This window comes from Paraburkholderia silviterrae (assembly GCF_004353915.1).
Taxonomy (GTDB): Bacteria; Pseudomonadota; Gammaproteobacteria; order Burkholderiales; family Burkholderiaceae; genus Paraburkholderia; species Paraburkholderia silviterrae.
This window is the reverse complement of record NZ_SMRP01000014.1, coordinates 141,479-158,702: the sequence shown is the minus strand read 5'-3', so window position 1 is coordinate 158,702 and position 17,224 is coordinate 141,479. Positions and strand designations below refer to the sequence as shown.

General features: G+C 68.4%; 17 protein-coding genes and 1 other RNA gene. 8 read left to right on the top strand and 10 right to left on the bottom strand.

Features of this window, described 5'->3' with window-relative positions:
- Window positions 1–124 precede the first annotated feature (124 nt).
- Window positions 125–1,798 (bottom strand): dihydroxy-acid dehydratase, encoded by a 1,674-nt coding sequence (gene ilvD / locus EYW47_RS25030; protein WP_133197521.1) that lies wholly within the window; start codon window positions 1,796–1,798, stop codon window positions 125–127.
- A 172-nt stretch (window positions 1,799–1,970) separates the two neighbouring features.
- Here ilvD and EYW47_RS25025 point away from each other — a divergent pair, with 172 nt between their 5' ends.
- Complete coding sequence (locus EYW47_RS25025; RefSeq protein WP_133197520.1) at window positions 1,971–2,927, top strand: LysR family transcriptional regulator; 957 nt, start codon at window positions 1,971–1,973, stop codon at window positions 2,925–2,927.
- A 288-nt stretch (window positions 2,928–3,215) separates the two neighbouring features.
- Window positions 3,216–4,130, top strand: coding sequence for a prolipoprotein diacylglyceryl transferase (gene lgt / locus EYW47_RS25020; protein WP_133197519.1), 915 nt, complete (start codon window positions 3,216–3,218; stop codon window positions 4,128–4,130).
- 163 nt (window positions 4,131–4,293) lie between these two features.
- On the opposite strand, the gene EYW47_RS25015 is transcribed toward lgt, so the two are convergent.
- From EYW47_RS25015 to EYW47_RS24995, 5 genes are all read right to left on the bottom strand, one after another.
- Window positions 4,294–5,025, bottom strand: a complete 732-nt coding sequence (locus EYW47_RS25015; RefSeq protein ID WP_133197518.1) for an SIMPL domain-containing protein — start codon at window positions 5,023–5,025, stop codon at window positions 4,294–4,296.
- Between the two features lie 284 nt (window positions 5,026–5,309).
- Window positions 5,310–5,768, bottom strand: coding sequence for an EVE domain-containing protein (locus tag EYW47_RS25010; RefSeq protein WP_133197517.1), 459 nt, complete (start codon window positions 5,766–5,768; stop codon window positions 5,310–5,312).
- Window positions 5,769–5,898: 130 nt separating this feature from the next.
- A non-coding RNA gene (gene ssrS / locus EYW47_RS25005) (6S RNA) lies at window positions 5,899–6,079 on the bottom strand.
- Between the two features lie 119 nt (window positions 6,080–6,198).
- Complete coding sequence (locus tag EYW47_RS25000; protein WP_133197516.1) at window positions 6,199–6,513, bottom strand: cell division protein ZapA; 315 nt, start codon at window positions 6,511–6,513, stop codon at window positions 6,199–6,201.
- Window positions 6,510–6,860, bottom strand: a complete 351-nt coding sequence (locus EYW47_RS24995; protein WP_133197515.1) for an ATPase — start codon at window positions 6,858–6,860, stop codon at window positions 6,510–6,512. Before EYW47_RS24995 ends, EYW47_RS25000 begins: the two co-directional genes overlap by 4 nt.
- Before the next feature lie 543 nt (window positions 6,861–7,403).
- On the opposite strand from EYW47_RS24995, the gene EYW47_RS24990 reads away from it, so the two are divergent.
- The 5 genes from EYW47_RS24990 to cobC are packed head-to-tail and all read left to right on the top strand — an operon-like array spanning window position 7,404 to window position 11,768.
- The gene (locus tag EYW47_RS24990; protein ID WP_133197566.1) at window positions 7,404–8,435 is read left to right on the top strand and encodes a FecCD family ABC transporter permease; all 1,032 of its coding nucleotides are present in this window, start codon (window positions 7,404–7,406) and stop codon (window positions 8,433–8,435) included.
- The gene (locus EYW47_RS42035; RefSeq protein ID WP_377785136.1) at window positions 8,432–9,268 is read left to right on the top strand and encodes an ABC transporter ATP-binding protein; all 837 of its coding nucleotides are present in this window, start codon (window positions 8,432–8,434) and stop codon (window positions 9,266–9,268) included. The genes EYW47_RS24990 and EYW47_RS42035 overlap by 4 nt, the downstream gene beginning before the upstream one ends.
- A 51-nt stretch (window positions 9,269–9,319) precedes the next feature.
- Complete coding sequence (gene cobT / locus EYW47_RS42030; RefSeq protein WP_133197514.1) at window positions 9,320–10,408, top strand: nicotinate-nucleotide--dimethylbenzimidazole phosphoribosyltransferase; 1,089 nt, start codon at window positions 9,320–9,322, stop codon at window positions 10,406–10,408.
- Window positions 10,409–10,413: 5 nt separating this feature from the next.
- On the top strand, window positions 10,414–11,193 hold the full coding sequence (locus EYW47_RS24975) for an adenosylcobinamide-GDP ribazoletransferase (RefSeq protein ID WP_133197513.1): 780 nt from the start codon (window positions 10,414–10,416) through the stop codon (window positions 11,191–11,193).
- Window positions 11,178–11,768, top strand: coding sequence for an alpha-ribazole phosphatase (gene cobC, locus EYW47_RS24970; protein ID WP_133197512.1), 591 nt, complete (start codon window positions 11,178–11,180; stop codon window positions 11,766–11,768). The genes EYW47_RS24975 and cobC overlap by 16 nt, the downstream gene beginning before the upstream one ends.
- Window positions 11,769–11,798: 30 nt before the next feature.
- On the opposite strand, the gene EYW47_RS24965 is transcribed toward cobC, so the two are convergent.
- Genes EYW47_RS24965 through cobU form a run of 4 tightly spaced genes read right to left on the bottom strand, consistent with a single transcriptional unit; the run spans window position 11,799 to window position 15,385 of the window.
- Window positions 11,799–12,716, bottom strand: a complete 918-nt coding sequence (locus tag EYW47_RS24965; RefSeq protein WP_240763905.1) for a cobalamin-binding protein — start codon at window positions 12,714–12,716, stop codon at window positions 11,799–11,801.
- Between the two features lie 53 nt (window positions 12,717–12,769).
- Entirely contained in the window at window positions 12,770–13,819 is a 1,050-nt protein-coding gene (cobD, locus tag EYW47_RS24960) for a threonine-phosphate decarboxylase CobD (protein ID WP_133197510.1), read from the bottom strand.
- Window positions 13,812–14,753: an adenosylcobinamide-phosphate synthase CbiB gene (cbiB, locus tag EYW47_RS24955; RefSeq protein ID WP_133197564.1), complete on the bottom strand. Its 942-nt coding sequence runs from the start codon at window positions 14,751–14,753 to the stop codon at window positions 13,812–13,814. The genes cobD and cbiB overlap by 8 nt, the downstream gene beginning before the upstream one ends.
- A complete protein-coding gene (gene cobU, locus EYW47_RS24950; RefSeq protein WP_133197509.1) occupies window positions 14,750–15,385 on the bottom strand; it encodes a bifunctional adenosylcobinamide kinase/adenosylcobinamide-phosphate guanylyltransferase in 636 nt (211 codons plus the stop codon). The genes cbiB and cobU overlap by 4 nt, the downstream gene beginning before the upstream one ends.
- A 192-nt stretch (window positions 15,386–15,577) precedes the next feature.
- Between cobU and EYW47_RS24945 the strand changes: the two genes are divergently transcribed.
- Window positions 15,578–17,161: a cobyric acid synthase gene (locus tag EYW47_RS24945; RefSeq protein ID WP_205710151.1), complete on the top strand. Its 1,584-nt coding sequence runs from the start codon at window positions 15,578–15,580 to the stop codon at window positions 17,159–17,161.
- Window positions 17,162–17,224: the final 63 nt, after the last annotated feature.

Below are 17,224 nucleotides of genomic sequence, written 5' to 3'. Positions count from 1 at the left end.
GGCCTCCACGTTGCCTTGATTTCCCGCAGGCAGCGATCCGAGCGGGTCACGTGGCGTGCTTCGCAGGGCGCTTCTCGACGCCCGGCCCGCCACCTTTAGCCCACTTTCAACCCGTCGCCCGTTTTCAACCCGTCACCGCGCCCTTGTTCGCGGGCCGCGCGAGCGCCGCGTACTTCGCGAGCACGCCGCGCGTGTAGCGCGGCGCCGGCTGTTTCCAGGCTGCGCGGCGGCGCGCGAGCTCGGTGTCGTCGATGTTCAGTTGCAGCAGCAGCTGGTGCGCGTCGATGGTGATCGAGTCGCCTTCCTGCACGAGCGCGATGGCGCCGCCTTCGAATGCTTCGGGCGCCACGTGGCCGACCACCATGCCCCAGGTGCCGCCCGAGAAGCGGCCGTCGGTGATGAGGCCCACCGATTCCCCCAGGCCCTTGCCGATGATCGCGGACGTGGGCGCAAGCATCTCCGGCATGCCCGGGCCGCCCTTCGGGCCGAGGTAGCGCAGCACGACCACGTCGCCTGCCTTGATCTTGTCGGCGAGAATCGCTTCCATCGCGCTTTGCTCGTCGTCGAACACGCGCGCCGGGCCGGTGATCACAGGGTTCTTCAGGCCCGTGATCTTTGCAACGGCGCCTTCCGGGGCGAGGTTGCCCTTGAGGATCGCGAGGTGACCTTCCTTATACAGGGCCTTCTCGATGGGGAAGATCACGTTTTGATCGGCGCGCGGCTTCGAGGGCACGTCCTTCAGCTCTTCGGCGATGGTTTTGCCGGTGATGGTCATGCAATCGCCGTGCAACAGGCCCGCGTCGAGCAGGATCTTGAGCACCTGCGGAATGCCGCCGGCCTTGTGCAGGTCGGTCGCGACATACTGGCCCGAAGGCTTCAGGTCGCAGAGCACCGGCACTTTCTTGCGCATGCGCTCGAAGTCGTCGATGCTCCAGCCGATTTCCGCGGCATGCGCGATGGCAAGATAGTGCAGCACCGCGTTGGTCGAGCCGCCTGTCGCCATGATGAGCGCCACGGCGTTCTCGATCGACTCTTTCGTGATGATGTCGCGCGGCTTGAGATCCTTCTTGACCGCTTCGACGAGCACGCGCGCCGACTCGGCGGCCGAGTCGACCTTTTCCTCATCGGGATTGGCCATCGTCGACGAATACAGCAGCGACATGCCGAGCGCCTCGAACGACGAGCTCATCGTGTTGGCCGTGTACATGCCGCCGCACGAACCCGTGGACGGGCACGCATTCTTCTCGACGCCTTCGAAGTCCTCCTCGGACATGCGGCCGGCCGTGAATTCGCCCACGGCCTCGAACGCCGAGACGATGGTCAGATCCTTGCCCTTCCAGTTGCCGGGGCGGATCGTGCCGCCATACACGTAGATGCCCGGCACGTTCATGCGTGCGAGCGCGATCATGCCGCCGGGCATGTTCTTGTCGCAACCGCCGATCACGACCACGCCGTCCATCCACTGACCCTGTACGCAGGTCTCGATGCAGTCGGCGATGACTTCGCGCGAGACGAGTGAGTACTTCATGCCTTCGGTGCCCATCGACATGCCGTCCGAGATCGTGGGCGTGCCGAAGGTTTGCGGGTTGGCGTCGGCGCCCTTGACGGCGGCCACCGCCGCGTCGGCCAGACGCTGCAGGCCCGCGTTGCAGGGTGTGATGGTCGAGTGGCCGTTGGCGACGCCGATCATCGGCTTGTCGAAGTCGGCCTTTTCATAGCCGAGCGCGTAATACATCGAACGGTTCGGCGAGCGGGCGACGCCTTGCGTGATGTTCTTCGAACGACGGTTGTATGCCATGGGGACGCTCCGTGGAAGGTGTCTCGAATCTTGTTTCGATCGCCGGGCATGGCGTGCCTTGGGCGGAATATGCCGGCGTGTGCGAAGAAGAATGGAGTTTCGCGAGCGCAATGTCCAATATATTATTCTTGGGCTATTGAGTCGCAAAAAGAATCACAGGACCGGTTTGCCGATGAGCACGACGATTCCCGATCTGCGCCAGTTGCGCTACTTCGTGGCTGTGGCCGAGGAGCAGCATTTCGGCCGCGCGGCGGCGCGTCTTTCGATGACGCAGCCGCCGCTGTCGCAGGCCATCCGCGCGCTGGAGGAGACGCTTGGCGTCGAGCTTTTCGCGCGCACGCGCCGCTCGGTCGAGCTGACGGCCGTGGGCGCCGACCTGCTGCCCGAAGTGCGGCGCCTGCTCGCCGCGGCGGAAGCATTGCGCCCGCTCGCGCAGAGCCTCGCGCGTGGCGAGGCGGGCGTGCTGGCGCTGGCCTTCGTCTCGACGGCCGATTACGGCCTGCTGCCGCTTCTGCTGCGCGACTTCGGCGCGCGCCACCCGCGCGTGCGGCTGCAGCTCGCCGAGGCCACGAGCGACGTGCAGATCGATGAGCTCGTAGCGGGCCGCATCGACGCGGGTCTCGTGATCGCGCCCGTGCCGCCGCGTCACGCGGCGCAGCTCGCGTATCTGCCCATCGCGCGCGAGCCGCTGGTGGTGGCCATGCCGGCCGAGCTTTCGGCGCGCGCGGGCGGCCTTTGCGAGCAGGACTGGTGCGAGACGCCCGTGAGCCTCGCCGATCTCGCCGATGTGCCGCTCGTGGTGTTCCCGCGCCATCTGGCCCCCGGCTTTCACGACACCATCATGGATTGCTATGGCGCCGCAGGGCTCGCGCCGCGTGTGGGCCAGGAGGCGATCCAGATGCAGACGATCGTGAGCCTCGTCTCGGCGGGGATGGGCATCGCGCTCGTGCCGCAGTCGCTGCGGCATCTGCGTCGCACGGGCGTGGTCTACCGGCCGCTGGCCGAAACGGCGCCGACGATCGAAACGGGTCTCGTCTGGCGCGCGGCGGAGGTGAGCCCGGTGCTGGCGGCCTTCATCGAGATCGTGCGCGCGCACGCGTCGAGCGTGGACGTGCCACGCGCACCATGAGCGCCCACACCGTTCGGGTGACAGGCAGGGCGCAGGCCGCTTTCATATCCGGCCCTTGAAATTGCGGCGACCCCGGTTGGAGGTTCATTTTGGTTTGACCCCCCTCGTCTCGGCGATAATGTGTCGCCGCGGCGCGCCATGCGAACTGAGCCGCTTTGGAAACGTCCAACGCACGCGCCGCACGTTTTGGGCACGCATTGGGCACGCATTGGACATTTTCTTGCCGATTTTGCGGCGCTTCTTACAACTCGACTTCAATCCTCACCGCCGACAAGCACTGATTCCACGATGCTCATCCACCCGAACTTCGACCCCGTCGCCATTCATCTGGGGCCGCTCGCCGTGCGCTGGTACGGCCTCATGTATCTCGTCGGCTTCATCCTCGCGATCGTGATCGGCCGTCTGCGCCTGCGCCTGCCATACGTGGCTGCGCAGGGCTGGACCGCCAAGGACATCGACGACATCCTGTTCTACGGCGTGCTCGGCACGGTCCTCGGCGGGCGCCTCGGCTACGTGTTCTTCTACAAGGCGAGCTGGTACTTCGCGCATCCGCTCGACATCTTCAAGGTGTGGGAAGGCGGCATGTCGTTCCATGGCGGCTTCCTTGGCGTGACCTTCGCGATGATCCTGTTCGCGTGGCAGCGCGGACGCACCTGGCTGCAGGTCACCGACTTCGTTGCGCCGATGGTGCCCACGGGCCTCGCCGCGGGGCGTTTGGGCAACTTCATCAATGGTGAACTGTGGGGCCGCGTGACCTCGCCGGACTCGCCGTGGGCCATGATGTTTCCGGGTGCCGCCAACGACGACGCGGCATGGCTCGCCACGCACCCGCAACAGGCCGCGCAGTGGCATCTGAACGAAGTGTTCGCGCAATATCACCTGCTGCCGCGTCATCCGTCCGAGCTCTATGAAATCGCGCTCGAAGGCATCGCGCTCTTCATCGTGCTGATCCTGTTCTCGCGCAAGCAGCGGCCCATGGGCGCGATCTCGGCGATGTTCCTGATCGGCTATGGCCTCGCGCGTTTCACCGTGGAGTTCGCGCGCGAGCCCGACGACTTCCTCGGCCTGCTCGCGCTGGGCCTGTCGATGGGGCAGTGGCTCTCGCTGCCGATGATCATTGTGGGCGCGCTGCTGATGATCTGGGCGTATCGCCGCGCGAAACGCAGCAACGGCACGCAGCAAGCGGTGAGTGCAAAGAGCTGATGCGCTTCGGCGGTGCACTGGACGCACCATGAAGAAAGCCACGGTTTTGCCGTGGCTTTCTTGCTTTTTGCGCGTGCCGCGCGTGTCATGTGTGCCATATGGGCGACATGCAGCGGGCGACATGCGGCGGGCGACATGCGGCGCGACAGCTTGAACGTGCGCGCTACTTCATCTGCACCGAGCCCGACACGTTGACGGTCACGGTGGACGTGCCGCCTTCGAGCGGCATGGGCGGCGCGGCCTTCGCGTCGGCCGACATGGCGCGTGCGCTCATCATCATCATCGGGCGCGGCGGCACGCCCTGGTGGCCCACGTTCACGTCGCGCACCGTGTAGCTGCTATAGCCGAACGCGCGGGCGTTCGCGGCAGCCTGCTCGCGGAACGAGGCAATCGCCTGGCCTGCAAGCTTCTGCTGCGCAGCGCGCTGCGCTTCGGGCGAGAGCGAGAACTGCACGTTGCCTACTTGCATGACCGAGGAAATATCGCCGGCGAGCTTCGAAGCGGCGGCGAAATCGTGCGACTCGAGCACGACCTCCGTGCGGCCGCGCCATGCCGAAATGCGCCCGTCGCGATCGGTCGACGGATAGATCGAGAACTGGCCCGAGCGCGCGGTCACGCCCGCAACGCCCTTGGCTTTTTGCAGCGCCTGGTCGGCGCGTTGATTGAGCGTGGCCGTGAGCGAAGCGGGATCGCTCGCTTCCTGCTCGTAGAACAGCGTAATCGTGACGACGTCCTGCGGCACCTCGGCACTCGCCTCGGAGGACAGCGAGAGCACGCCCGAGGGTTGATAGCGCGCTTCGCTCTGCGCGAGCGCAGTGCTTGGTGCGAGCGTCATGGCGAGCGGCACAGCAGCAGCGAAGGCGGCGGCGAGCGTGATGGCGGTTTTTCTCTTCATTTGGGCTCCTTGCAGAACGGATTCGCGAACGGCGCGCACACGAACGGGTTTAAGCGTGCCGGCGCGAGCGCATGATTGTGCGCAACTTCGTGCGTGCGTGTCGGCTGCGTGTGCGCGATGAATATCCGTGCGTGTTCGTTAGGCGGGGCGGGCTACGCAGGGTTCCCGCTGGAGCAGGGGGGCTTTGCAATCTTTAAAGATTGGCGGTGGGCGTACGCCGCGCCGCCAATCTGGGCTCATGTCGGGGCTTACGTCAGGGCTCACATCAAGGCTCGCATCTGGGCTCACATCAGCCGCTTGGTGATGAAGTCCCACTCGGCCTTCGTGACCGGTGTGATGGACAGGCGATTGCCCTTGGCGAGCACGCGCATCTCAGCGAGTTCCTCATGCTCGCGCAACGCGGCAAGCGCAATGAGCGGGCACTTCTTCTTGAACACCACATCGACGAGTACCCAGCGCGGCGTTTCCTGCGTGGATTTTGCGTCGTAGTAGGGACTCTTCGAATCGAATTGCGTGGGGTCGGGATAGGGCGTGGACGAGACTTGCGCAAGGCCCGCGATGCCAGGCTCGGGGCAGCTCGAGTGATAGAAGAGCACGCCGTCGCCGATCTGCATGGTGTCGCGCATGAAATTGCGCGCCTGATAGTTGCGCACACCGGTCCAGGGCAGCGTGCGCTGCGCAGCGTTCGCGAGGTCGTCGATGCTTGCTTCGTCGGGTTCGGACTTCATCAGCCAGTAGCGCATGAGTCGAAGAAACGCGTCGAAAGTGAAGGGAGATGCAGCAACGTCGCGGCAAGCGAAGATGCAGCCGGATGATACAAAAGCAAAGCACAAAAGGAAAACGGCATCGGACGTGAGTCCGATGCCGTTTGAATAGGTCCCCGCCATAGCCGCTAGGCCGGCATCCTGAACCGAGGGTTCAGAATTGGTCGCAGTTAGCAGCACTTTGGGTACATCAGACTAGTGACGCGCACGCCCGTGCTACAAATTTCCGCAACCGTGCACATGGCATTGGTTCAAGGAATATATGACCTTGGCGAACCAGGCAGGGAAGCTGACTAAACTGTTTGTACTACGCTGTTCGGTGCTGCACGGTACCGCGAGGGCACCGCTGTTTAGAAACGTCTTGTGGACCTTTCCATGAGCAACATTTTAACGCATTGTGCAGCGGGTTTTATTGCACACCGTACTGCTGGATAACTGCGCCAAGCTGCTCGTTCATTTGGCGCATTGTACGACGGATTTCTTCCGCTGGGAATGCCTCGCCGTGTCGCACGCTCGTTTGCAGTCGCAGCAGTTCCGACGCGATCGAGAGCGCGGCCATCACCGCGATGCGATCGGTGCCGCGCACGTTGCTGTGATTGCGGATCTTCGACATTTCCGCATCCACGCGCGCCACCGCTTCGAGCAGCGCGGCTTCGGTTTCCGCTGAACAGGCGAGGCGATAGCTTTGGCCGAGAATCGTCGCTTCGATCTGCTTGGTCGTCATGCATTTTCTCCGTGGCGAGCGGCGTTGTCGTCGTCGGCGCTCTGCGAGGGCTCGAGCAAATCGAGCTGGTTCTCGCGCTCCGCGCTGGCGCGCGCACGCGGCAGCTTTTCGAGGATCGCGTTCAGACGGACCTGCGCGTCGTCGATCTTGGCCGAGAGCCCATCGCGCTCGGCCTGCAGCGCGTCGCGCTCTTCGCGCACCTGTTCGAGTTCGGCGCGCGTCGCTTCGCATTGCGCGTGCAATTGTGCGAGTTGCTCTTCGAGCGCCACGCGTGCTTCATGATGGCGCTGATTGATCTCGATCAGCCGCCCGATGTTTTGTGAGAGTGTTTCGAGTTCGTTGAGCATGTGCTGCGTCCTCTAAAGACAGGCATTCTAGCGCGGATTGTCGCGTATTCCGACATTTGCGTCGTTTCCAGACGTAACAGCCCCGCTTCATGTCCGCTTCTTGCAGTTTTTAACCCATAAGGTGCCGGCGCACGTCGTGCGGGAACGCATTTTGCCTCTTGCGCGAGGCCGGCCTTCGCGCTGCGCTTTGCACCGCGCTTCACGCCGAGCTTCTCGCCGCGCTTCGCACTGAGCTTCTCACCGCAATAGGAACCGTATTTCGCGCAATAATGGCGCTTTCTTGACGCTCGTACGGGGCCCTCCTACACTTGCCGGCGCTCGGGCGCCGGCGTGAGCGTCCCGGACTGCGTGTCCCGGAGAGCGCGTCCCGGACTGCGCGTCGCGACGAAATCCCATGCCGGCGGGCATACGTCACGCGTATGCCGCCTCGCGAGCCGCAGCGGCGACGTGTCAGTGTCCTGAGGTCGACCACTTCTTTCGACGATGCGAACCGTCCACCCCGAAAACCCGCGCCGCACGCCTGCGCAGGTCTTGCCGCGCGCCATGTCGCTGCGCAGCACGATGAACGCGCGCCGGGCAGCGGCGATCTGGTGCGCGCTGGCCATTGCTGCGCTCGCCGTATTCGTGGCGTCGCTCGTGATCGGCAGCGTGCCGGTGACGCTCGGGCAGGCGCTGCATGCGCTCGTGCCGGCCACCTCTTCCACACCAAACGCTAACGACATGGCGAGCGAAATCGTCCGCACGTTGCGCCTGCCGCGCGCGCTCGGCGGCTTCGCATGCGGCGCGCTGCTCGCGCTCGCGGGCGCGCTGCTTCAAGTGCTGTTGCGCAATCCGCTCGCCGAACCCTACGTGCTGGGCGTTTCGGGTGGCGCCGCGGCGTTCGCGCTGGTGGCGATGATCGCGGGCGCTGCGTGGTGGGCCGTGCAGGCGAGCGCCTGCACGGGCGCTTTCGTTTCGATCCTGCTCGTGCTCGGCCTCGCGCGCCGCGAACTCTGGCGCGGCGAGCCGCAGGACAGTTCCCCGCGTCTGTTGCTCACAGGCGCGGTGACGGCGGCGGGGTGGGGCGCGCTCATCACGCTCGTGCTGACGCTCGCCCCCGAAGCGAGCCTGCGCGGCATGCTGTTCTGGCTCACCGGCGACCTCAACGGCGCCGGCATGCCGTGGCCCGCATTGATCGCGCTCGCGCTCGTGCTCGTGTTTGGCGTGAGCGCCGCGCCGCGCTTGAACGTGCTGCTGCGTGGCGACGCCGCCGCCCAGGCGCTCGGTGTGCCGGTGCTGCGTTTGCGCGTGGGCGTCTATCTCGCAGCCTCGCTCGCGGCGGCGGCGGCCGTCACGACGGGCGGCACCATCGGCTTCGTCGGGCTCGTCGTGCCCCACATGCTGCGGCTCGCCTTCGGCAACGACCAGCGCATGCTCGTGCCCGCGGCCGCGCTCGCGGGCGGTCTCGCGGTCATGGGCGCCGATCTCGTCGCGCGGACCGTCGCTGCGCCCACGCAACTGCCCGTGGGCGTTGTGACCGCGCTCGCGGGCGTGCCCGTGTTCCTGTGGATGTTGCTCAAGAGGCGCACGCCATGAGTTGCTCATCGAGCGCCGCCGCGAGCCACGACGCCATGCTTGCGAAGCCGCTGCTCGCCGCGCATGCGCTCACGCTGCGTGCGGGCGCGCGCACGCTGGTCGAGGGCCTCACGCAGCGCTTCGAGGCCGGTGAGATCTGGTGCGTGGCCGGCGCGAACGGGGCGGGCAAGACTACTTTGATTGCGACGCTCGCAGGCCTGCGCGAGAGCGCTGCGGGCCATGTCGAAGTGGATGGTGTGGCGCTGCGCGACTGGCGGCCGGTGCGCCTCGCGCAACGTCGCGCGCTGATGCCGCAAGACGTGCGCGATGCGTTCAGCGCGAGCGTGCTCGACACCGTGCTGCTCAACCGCTATCCGCATCTCGCAGGCTGGGGCTGGGAAAGCGAAGACGACCGCGCCGCCGCGCACGCCGCGCTCGCGATGCTCGGCCTCGAAACGTTCGCCGCACGCGACGTGCTCTCGCTCTCGGGCGGCGAGCGCCAGCGCGTCGCGCTCGCGGCGGCGCTGTGCCAGGACGCGCCGCTCCTGCTGCTCGACGAGCCGCTCGCGCATCTGGACCTGCATCATCAGATCGCCTGCCTCCAGGCGCTCGCGCACTGGGTGAACACCGGGTCGCGCACTGTCGTGTTTTCCTGTCACGATCTCAATCTTGCGCGGCGCTACGCGACGCACGCGCTGCTGCTCGATGGCCGCGGCGGCTGCTTCGCGGGCCCGGTGCGCGACGTGCTCACGGCCGAGCGTGCGAGCGCCGCCTTCGGCCATCCGCTCATGCTGATCCGCGAAGGGGCACACGAGGCGCTCGTGGCCGCCTTCGAACCGCCACGCGAGCGCTGAACCGGCGCGCGCGAATCGAACCGAATCGAACCGAATCGAACTGAAACCACCATGACTTCAACGCTTTCCGAATTGCTGGCCGTCGAGCCGCTCGACCAGTCGCTGCGCGACGAGCTTCAGCACCTCATCGATACGAAGACCAAGCCGCCAGGCAGCCTTGGCCGCCTCGAGGCGCTCGCGCGCCAGCTCGGCATGATCCAGCGCACCACGCGCCCGCGCGTCGAGCGCCCGGTGATGATCGTGTTCGCGGGCGACCACGGCATCGCCAACGAAGGCGTGAGCCCGTATCCGCAGGCGGTGACCGCGCAGATGGTCGCCAACTTCCTCGCGGGCGGCGCGGCCATCAACGCGTTCAGCGGCGTGGCCGGGCTCGAGCTCGAGATCGTCGATGCGGGCGTCGCCACGCCATTGCCGCCGCTGCCGTCTGCATCGGCGCTCGTTTCGCTGCCGATTGCGCCCGGCACACGCAACTTCGCCCACGAGAGCGCAATGACGCGCGACGAGGCCGTCGCCGCGCTCGCGGCGGGCGCGGCGCGCGTGCGCCACCACGCGGCGCTCGGCACCAACGTGATCGGTTTTGGCGAGATGGGCATCGCGAATACGTCGTCGGCCGCGTGCCTGATGAGCCGCCTGTGCAACGTGCCCATCGACGAATGCGTGGGGCGCGGCACGGGGCTCGACAACGCGGGCCTCGCGAGAAAGCGCAACGTGCTCGCGGCGGCGCTTGCGCGCCACGCGAACGTGCGCGAGCCGATCGATGTGCTCGCAACCTTCGGCGGCTTCGAGATCGCGATGATGGCGGGCGCGTTTCTCGAAGCGGCACGCCTGCGTATGGCGATTCTCGTCGACGGCTTTATCGCGACCTCGGCGCTGCTGGTGGCCGATACGCTCGCGCCGCACGTGCGCGATTACTGCGTGTTCGCGCACGCGTCGAACGAGGCGGGGCATCGGCGCATGCTCGATCATTTCGGCGCGCGCGAGCTGCTCGCGCTCGATCTGCGTCTGGGCGAGGGCACGGGCGCGGCGCTGGCGGTGCCGCTTTTGCGCGCGGCCGTGGCGTTTCTCAACGAAATGGCGAGCTTCGAGTCCGCGGGCGTGGACGCGCGCAGCGAGAAACCCAACGGCGAGCGTGCGCATTGAGTCGCATGAAGGGCGCGACGAATCCGCTCGCGGAATTGCGTTACTTCTTCACGGCGCTCGGCTATTTCACGCGCGTGCCGGTGCCGCGCTGGGTCGGCTTCGAACCGCAATGGCTCAATGCGGCGGCGCGCTATTTTCCGCTCGTTGGCGCGTTGCTCGGCGCGCTGGCGGCGCTCGTGTACCTCGCGGCGCTGCATGTGTTTCCGGCGAGCGTGGCGGTGCTGCTTTCGATGGGCGCAACGCTCCTCGCTACCGGCGCGTTCCATGAGGACGGTCTCGCCGACAGCATCGACGCATTCGGCGGCGCGTACCAGCGCGAGGACGTGCTGCGCATCATGCACGACTCGCGCATTGGCGCGTTCGGCGCCATCGGCCTCGTTGTTTCGCTCGCGCTGAAGTGGCAGACGCTTGCCGCGCTGCCGCCGTTGCGCGCCGCCACGCTGATGATTGCCGGCCACGCGGCGAGCCGCGCGCTGGCGATCAGCTACCTCGTCTCGCTCGACTACGTGCGTCCCGAAGGCAAGGCCAAGCCGGTCGCGCAGCGCATGAGTGCGCTCGCACTAAGCTGTGCGTGCCTGTTCGGCCTGCCTTGGCTCCTCTGGCCCGCGTGGCCGGACTGGGGCGCGGGCGTGGCGACGCTCGCCGTGCTCGTTGCGCTGCGCTATGCGCTCGGGCGCTATTTCGTGCGCCGCATCGGCGGCTATACGGGCGATTGCCTGGGTTTCGCACAGCAGGTGTTCGAGCTGGCGATCTATCTGATGGGGCTCGCGTGGATCTCGTCCTGATTCGTCATCCTGCCGTGGCGGTGGAGCCGGGCGTGTGCTACGGCAAGTCCGACGTCTCGCTCGCAGCGGCCGCCGATGCGGGTGCGGCGTCGATCGCCGCGCGTCTGGCCGCGCTTGGCGCACGCGTGCCGCAGCGCATCGAGACGAGCCCGCGCACGCGCTGTGCGAGCGTCGCTCGGGTGCTCGGGCACATGCACGGTGGCCTCGCGCCGCGCGAAGACGCGCGCTTGGCGGAGATGGACTTCGGCGCATGGGAGATGCAGCGCTGGGACGCCATCGAGCGCGCGCAGATCGACGCCTGGGCAGCGGATTTCGAGCATGCGCGTGCGCATGGCGGCGAGAGCGTCGCGCAGTTCGATGCGCGTGTGTCGGGGTGGTTCGATGCACTCGATACTGAGGCGCACGGGAGCCTGTGGGCCGTCGCGCATGCGGGCGTGATGCGTGCGATCACGGCGCGCGCGTTGAGCTTGCCGCTCGCGCGTTGCGTGCGCTGGCCGCTCGAGATGGCGGCTATCGTCACGCTGCGCCGCGAGGCGTCGAGCGGCGAGTGGCAGCTCGCGCGCTGGAACGCCTGAATCTGGCTGCCAATTTATTCGGATTCCAGATTAATTTGCCGTGCGGGCATCGCGCGAGCGTGCGCGATCGAGATCCTCGCATAGCTGCGCCGCGCCTTGCGCGATGCGCGGTCCCGGCCGCGTGAGCAGATCGCCGTCGATGGCGAAGAGATTGCCGTGCGCCACAGCCGGCAACTGGGGCCACGCGCGCCAGTGCGTGAGCGCTGGCAGCGGCCGGTCCGGCGCTGTCGCGCCTTGCGACGCGGTAACGATCGCGTCGGGATGGGCGGCCAGCACCGCTTCGGTCGAGAGCGTGGGCACCAGCGGGCGCAGCGCGGCAAACACGTTGCGTCCGCCGCATAGCGCGATCACGTCGCTGATCATGTGCTCGCCATTGATCGTCATGAGCGGCTGGTCCCAGACTTCGTAGAACACGCTTACCGGTGCGCGCTGCGCGTAGCGCGCGCGCAGCCGCGCGATCTCGCGACGATAAGCATCGGCCGCGTCTTGCGCGGTTTCTTGCGTGCCCAGCAGCACGCCGAGCCGCGTGAGCGAGGTCGCCACGTCGTCGAGCCGATGCGGCTCGCTGAAAAAGAGCGGGATGTGCATCTCGCGCAGACGGTCGATCTGCTGCTGCGCATTGCCATGCCGCCAGACGACGATCAGATCGGGCTTGAGCGCGGCGATGCGTTCGAGGTCAAGCGCGCGGTTGTCGCCCACGCGCGGCACGCTTAGCGCCTGCGGCGGGAAATCGCTGTAGGCGACCACGCCCACCAGCTTCGCGCCGCCGCCCGCCGCGTAGATCAGCTCGGTGGCGTGCGGCGCGAGGCTGATGACGCGCTGCGCGGGCGCGGCGAGCGTGACGGTGTTGCCGGCGTCGTCGACGGCGTTGACAGTGGCGGCGCAGGCCGTATCAGGCGCGCATGCGACGGCGCTCGCGAAGGCGAGTGCGCGTGCGAAGGCTCGCAAGCCGGGGCGAGTGCAAGCGCGCGTGCCGGCGTGGACGATCGACCGGCGCCGCATCAGCCGAGTGCCTGCATGGCCTGCGCGAGCGCCGTCTCGAAGCGTTGCCACTCGTCTTCCGATGCGGGCAGCCCGAAGCGCAGGCTCGCCGGTGCATCGAAGCGGCGCGTCCAGACCGCGCGCGCGGCCAGTGCGTCTTGCAACTCGGCGGCGCGCGCATGGACGATCCAGGCGAACAGCGGCGTGGCGCGCGGCGCGAGACCGTGCGAGGCGAGCAATGCCGCAAGGCGCGCGCTTTCGGCGGCGAGCCGCTCGCGCATCGCGCCTTGCCACGCGGTGTCTTCGAAGGCGTGCGTGACCGCATGGCGCGCGGGTCCGCTCACGGTCCACGCACCAAGTCGCGCGCGCAGCGCCGCGAGCAGCGCGGGCGCCGCGAGCGCGAAGCCGCAGCGCGCCCCCGCGAGGCCGAAGAACTTGCCGGGCGAGCGCAGCACCACGAGGCCCGTGCGCCCGGTTGCGTCCGCGAGCGAGGCCGCGCGGGAATCGGTGCAGGCGTCGGCGAAGGCTTCATCGACGATCAGCGTGCCGCCGCGCGCGGCGAGCTGCGCGTGCCAGCGCAGCAGCGTCTCGCGGCCGATGAGGCTCGCCGTGGGATTGTTGGGATTCACGACGACCGCGTGCGTCGCGTCTTCGGGAAGCGTCGCGCTGGCGATGTCGAGCGGCACGACGGCGTGGCCGGCCTGCGCGAACGCGGGCGCGTATTCGCCGTAGGTGAGCGGCGCGATCGCCACGCACGCCGCCGATGCCGGTGTGGCCAGCAGCGCGGGCAGCGCGCGGATCGCGGCCTGGCTGCCGGCCACCGGCAACACGTGCTGCGCATCGGGCGCGCCGTAGTAGCGCGCCGCGCTGGCGGCGAAGCCGTCGCCGTCCTCGGGCAGGCGTCGCCACGCTGCGGCGGGCACCGGTGGAACCGGATAGCCGTGCGGATTGATGCCGGTCGAAAGATCGATCCACGCATCCCAGGCGATGCCGTAACGCCGCGCGGCTTCGTGCAGATTGCCGCCGTGCGCGATCACGTGCGGAGCCGTGTCGAGATGCGCTTCAGACATGGGTTGCCACGCTCAGGAAGGCCAGTGCAAGGAGCATGGCGAGCCACAGGATCGTCGTGCGCTCGACGAGACGCAGCGCGGCCGTCACGTCCTGGGCACGCGGCGGCGCGCCGGCGCCGAGCGCGGGGCGTTCCTCCACGGCGCCGTGGTAGACCGCCGCGCCGCCGAGCAGCACGTTCAGGCTGCCCGCGCCCGCGGCCATCACCGGGCCCGCGTTCGGGCTCTCCCAGCGCGGCGCCTGCTCGCGCCAGCAGCGCAGCGCGACGCGCGTGTCGCCGAGCAGCGCGTAGCTCGCGGCCGTGAGGCGGGCGGGAATCCAGTTGAGCACGTCGTCGATGCGGGCGGCCGCCCAGCCAAAGCGCAAAAAGCGCGGCGTGCGGTAGCCCCACATCGCGTCGAGCGTGTTGGCGAGCCGAAACGCGAGCGCGCCCGGCCCGCCCGCGAGGGCGAACCAGAACAGCGCGCCGAAGATCGCGTCGTTGCCGTTTTCGAGCGCCGATTCGCAGGCGGCGCGCGAGAGCGCGGTGGCGTCGGCGTTGGCGGTGTCGCGCGAGACAATGCGCGCGGTCAACTCGCGCGCCGCCGCGAGGTCGCGTTCGGCAAGTGCGCGTGCGATGGGCGCGATGTGCTCTTCGAGGCTGCGCGCGCCGAGCGCGAACCACAGCAACGCGATGTGCAGCGCCCACGCGAGCGGCCAGGGCAGCACGGCGCACAGTAGCGCCGCGAGCGCGACAGGCGGCGCAACCGCGGCGAGCCAGGCCAGGAGGCCGAGCGGGCGGCCGCGGCGGCCGGTGTTCAGGCGCTTTTCGATGCGGCTCGCGAGCGCGCCGAACGCGACGAGCGGATGCGCGCGGCGCGGCTCGCCGATCCAGCGGTCGACGGCCACGCCGGCGACGGCGAGCGCGGCGGTGGCGGGCAGGCTCAGCATCGTCAGCATGATCCGCCTGATCCGCCTGATCCGCTCAGTCCGCTCAGTCCGCTCAGTCCGCCCGCTGCGTCCGGCGACGGCGCCTTGAGCACGAGCGGCAAGCCGGCGGCCACCAGCGTCGCGCGGTGGGCGAGCGCGGCGATGCGCTGGTTCAGGCGGCCAAGCTCATCGACGTAGAGGCGCGTGGCCGCGCCCATCGGCACGACGCCCATGCCGATCTCGTTGCTGACCACGAGCACGGTGCAGTCGGCGTGCTTCGCGCGTTCGCAGGCGGCGGCGAAGGCGTCGAGGCGCGCGCGCCAGTCGGAGAGCGGCGCCTCCGACCCGGGCGGGCAAAGCAGGTTGGCGAGCCAGAGCGTGAGGCAGTCGATCAGCACGCACTGGCCGGGTGTGGCCGCGGCGTCGAGCGCGCCCGCGAGATCGAGCGGCGCTTCCACGATGGCCCAATGCGCGGGCCGCCGCGCACGGTGGTGCGCGATGCGCGCGGCGAATTCGGCATCGGCGTGTGCGCCCCCGGGCGTGGCCGCGGTGGCGATATAGGTGACCGGCAGGCCGCTCTCTGCGGCGAGGCGTTCGGCGTAGGCGCTCTTGCCCGAGCGCGCGCCGCCGACGATGAAGGTGAAGTCGCGCGAAATCATCGCGTGATTGTAGCGGCTAGTGTCCGACAGATTGACGGTGATCGCGGCGGGAGAGCGTCGAGAGCATCAAGAGCGTGAAGAGCGTGGAGAGAAGCGGCGCAGACCGTCTGCGACGCGCGCAGCCGATGGGATAATGCGCCTTCGCCCGAACGCCCCGGCATTTTGCCGCCATTGCCGCCACTCATCGCCATCATGTCTGTTACGAAACCCGCCGTGCCGCGCGGCACGCTGATGATCCAGGGCACCACATCCGACGCCGGCAAGAGCACGCTCGTGGCCGGCCTGTGCCGCCTCGCGTACCGCGCGGGCGTGCGCGTGGCGCCGTTCAAGCCGCAGAACATGGCGCTGAACAGCGCCGTGACGGCCGACGGCGGCGAGATCGGCCGCGCCCAGGCGCTGCAGGCGCTCGCCGCGGGCATCGCGCCGCATACCGACCTCAACCCCGTGCTGCTCAAGCCCAACAGCGATCTGGGCTCGCAGGTCATCGTCCACGGCAAGGCGCGCATGAATCTGAACGCGCGCGCCTACCAGGACTACAAGCCGCTCGCGCGCCAAGCCGTGCTCGAGTCGTACGCACGGCTGCGCGAGCGCTACGAGACCGTGTTCGTCGAAGGCGCGGGCAGCCCCGCCGAAATCAATCTGCGCGCCAACGACATCGCCAACATGGGCTTTGCCGAGGCCGTCGACTGCCCTGTCGTGCTCGTCGCCGACATCGACCGCGGCGGCGTGTTCGCGCACCTGATCGGCACGCTCGCGTGTTTGTCCGAGAGCGAGCGCGCGCGCGTGAAGGGCTTCATCATCAACCGCTTTCGCGGCGACGCCTCGCTGCTCAAGCCCGGTCTCGACTGGCTCGAAGCGCAGACGGGCAAGCCGGTGCTCGGCGTGGTGCCGTATCTGCACGGCCTGACGCTCGATGCCGAGGACATGCTGCCCGGCGCCGCCCACACGCACGCGCAGGCCGGCGGCGAGACCTTGCGCGTGGTGGTGCCCGCGCTGCCGCACATCAGCAACCATACGGACTTCGATGCGCTGCGCTCGCATCCGCAGATCGAATTCAGCTATGTGCGCACGGGCAGCGCGCCGCCTGCCGCCGATCTCGTGATCCTGCCGGGCTCGAAGAACGTGCGCGACGACCTCGCGTGGCTGCGCGCGCAGGGCTGGGAAACGGCGCTCGCGCGGCATCTGCGCTACGGCGGGCGGGTGATCGGCATTTGTGGCGGCATGCAGATGCTCGGGCGCGCGATCGCCGATCCGCATGGCGTGGAGGGCGAGCCCGGCGCCGTGGCCGGCTTCGGCTGGCTCGACTACGAAACCGAGCTCACGCGGGAGAAGACGCTGAAGAACGTGACGGGCCGCCTCGTGCTGCGCGGCGCCGCGCAAGCCGCCGACGGCACACCGCCGGTGCCGGTGCGGGGCTACGAGATCCACATGGGCGTCACGCGCGGCCCGGCGCTGGCCGAGCCCGCGCTGCGCATCGTGTCGGCCAGCGGCGTGGGCGACTCTGCCCTGGACGGCGCGATGGACCGCGCCGGCAACGGCGAGGCCGGGCAGCCGCGAGCGGACGGCGCGCAGTCAGCCGACGGCCAGATTCTCGCGACCTACGTGCACGGTCTCTTCGATACGCCCGAAGCGTGCGCCGCGCTGCTGCGCTGGGCGGGACTCGAGGCGGCACAACGCGTCGATTACCCGGCGCTGCGCGAGGCGTCGCTCGAGCGGCTAGCCGATACCCTTGAAGCGAGCCTCGATCTGGCGCGCCTGTATGGCGCGATCGGTTGAGCGCGGTCGCGACGGCGACGGCTGGCGCGGACGTACCGCTCCGGAGTGGTCAGGAAGGCGTCA

Bases quoted from the DNA above. Each gene is read 5' to 3' on its own strand.
- ilvD (WP_133197521.1), bottom strand. From the start codon at position 1,798: ATGGCATACAACCGTCGTTCGAAGAACATCACGCAAGGCGTCGCCCGC.
- EYW47_RS25025 (WP_133197520.1), top strand. From the start codon at position 1,971: ATGAGCACGACGATTCCCGATCTGCGCCAGTTGCGCTACTTCGTGGCT.
- lgt (WP_133197519.1), top strand. From the start codon at position 3,216: ATGCTCATCCACCCGAACTTCGACCCCGTCGCCATTCATCTGGGGCCG.
- EYW47_RS25015 (WP_133197518.1), bottom strand. From the start codon at position 5,025: ATGAAGAGAAAAACCGCCATCACGCTCGCCGCCGCCTTCGCTGCTGCT.
- EYW47_RS25010 (WP_133197517.1), bottom strand. From the start codon at position 5,768: ATGCGCTACTGGCTGATGAAGTCCGAACCCGACGAAGCAAGCATCGAC.
- EYW47_RS25000 (WP_133197516.1), bottom strand. From the start codon at position 6,513: ATGACGACCAAGCAGATCGAAGCGACGATTCTCGGCCAAAGCTATCGC.
- EYW47_RS24995 (WP_133197515.1), bottom strand. From the start codon at position 6,860: ATGCTCAACGAACTCGAAACACTCTCACAAAACATCGGGCGGCTGATC.
- EYW47_RS24990 (WP_133197566.1), top strand. From the start codon at position 7,404: ATGTCGCTGCGCAGCACGATGAACGCGCGCCGGGCAGCGGCGATCTGG.
- EYW47_RS42035 (WP_377785136.1), top strand. From the start codon at position 8,432: ATGAGTTGCTCATCGAGCGCCGCCGCGAGCCACGACGCCATGCTTGCG.
- cobT (WP_133197514.1), top strand. From the start codon at position 9,320: ATGACTTCAACGCTTTCCGAATTGCTGGCCGTCGAGCCGCTCGACCAG.
- EYW47_RS24975 (WP_133197513.1), top strand. From the start codon at position 10,414: ATGAAGGGCGCGACGAATCCGCTCGCGGAATTGCGTTACTTCTTCACG.
- cobD (WP_133197510.1), bottom strand. From the start codon at position 13,819: ATGTCTGAAGCGCATCTCGACACGGCTCCGCACGTGATCGCGCACGGC.
- cobU (WP_133197509.1), bottom strand. From the start codon at position 15,385: ATGATTTCGCGCGACTTCACCTTCATCGTCGGCGGCGCGCGCTCGGGC.
- EYW47_RS24945 (WP_205710151.1), top strand. From the start codon at position 15,578: ATGTCTGTTACGAAACCCGCCGTGCCGCGCGGCACGCTGATGATCCAG.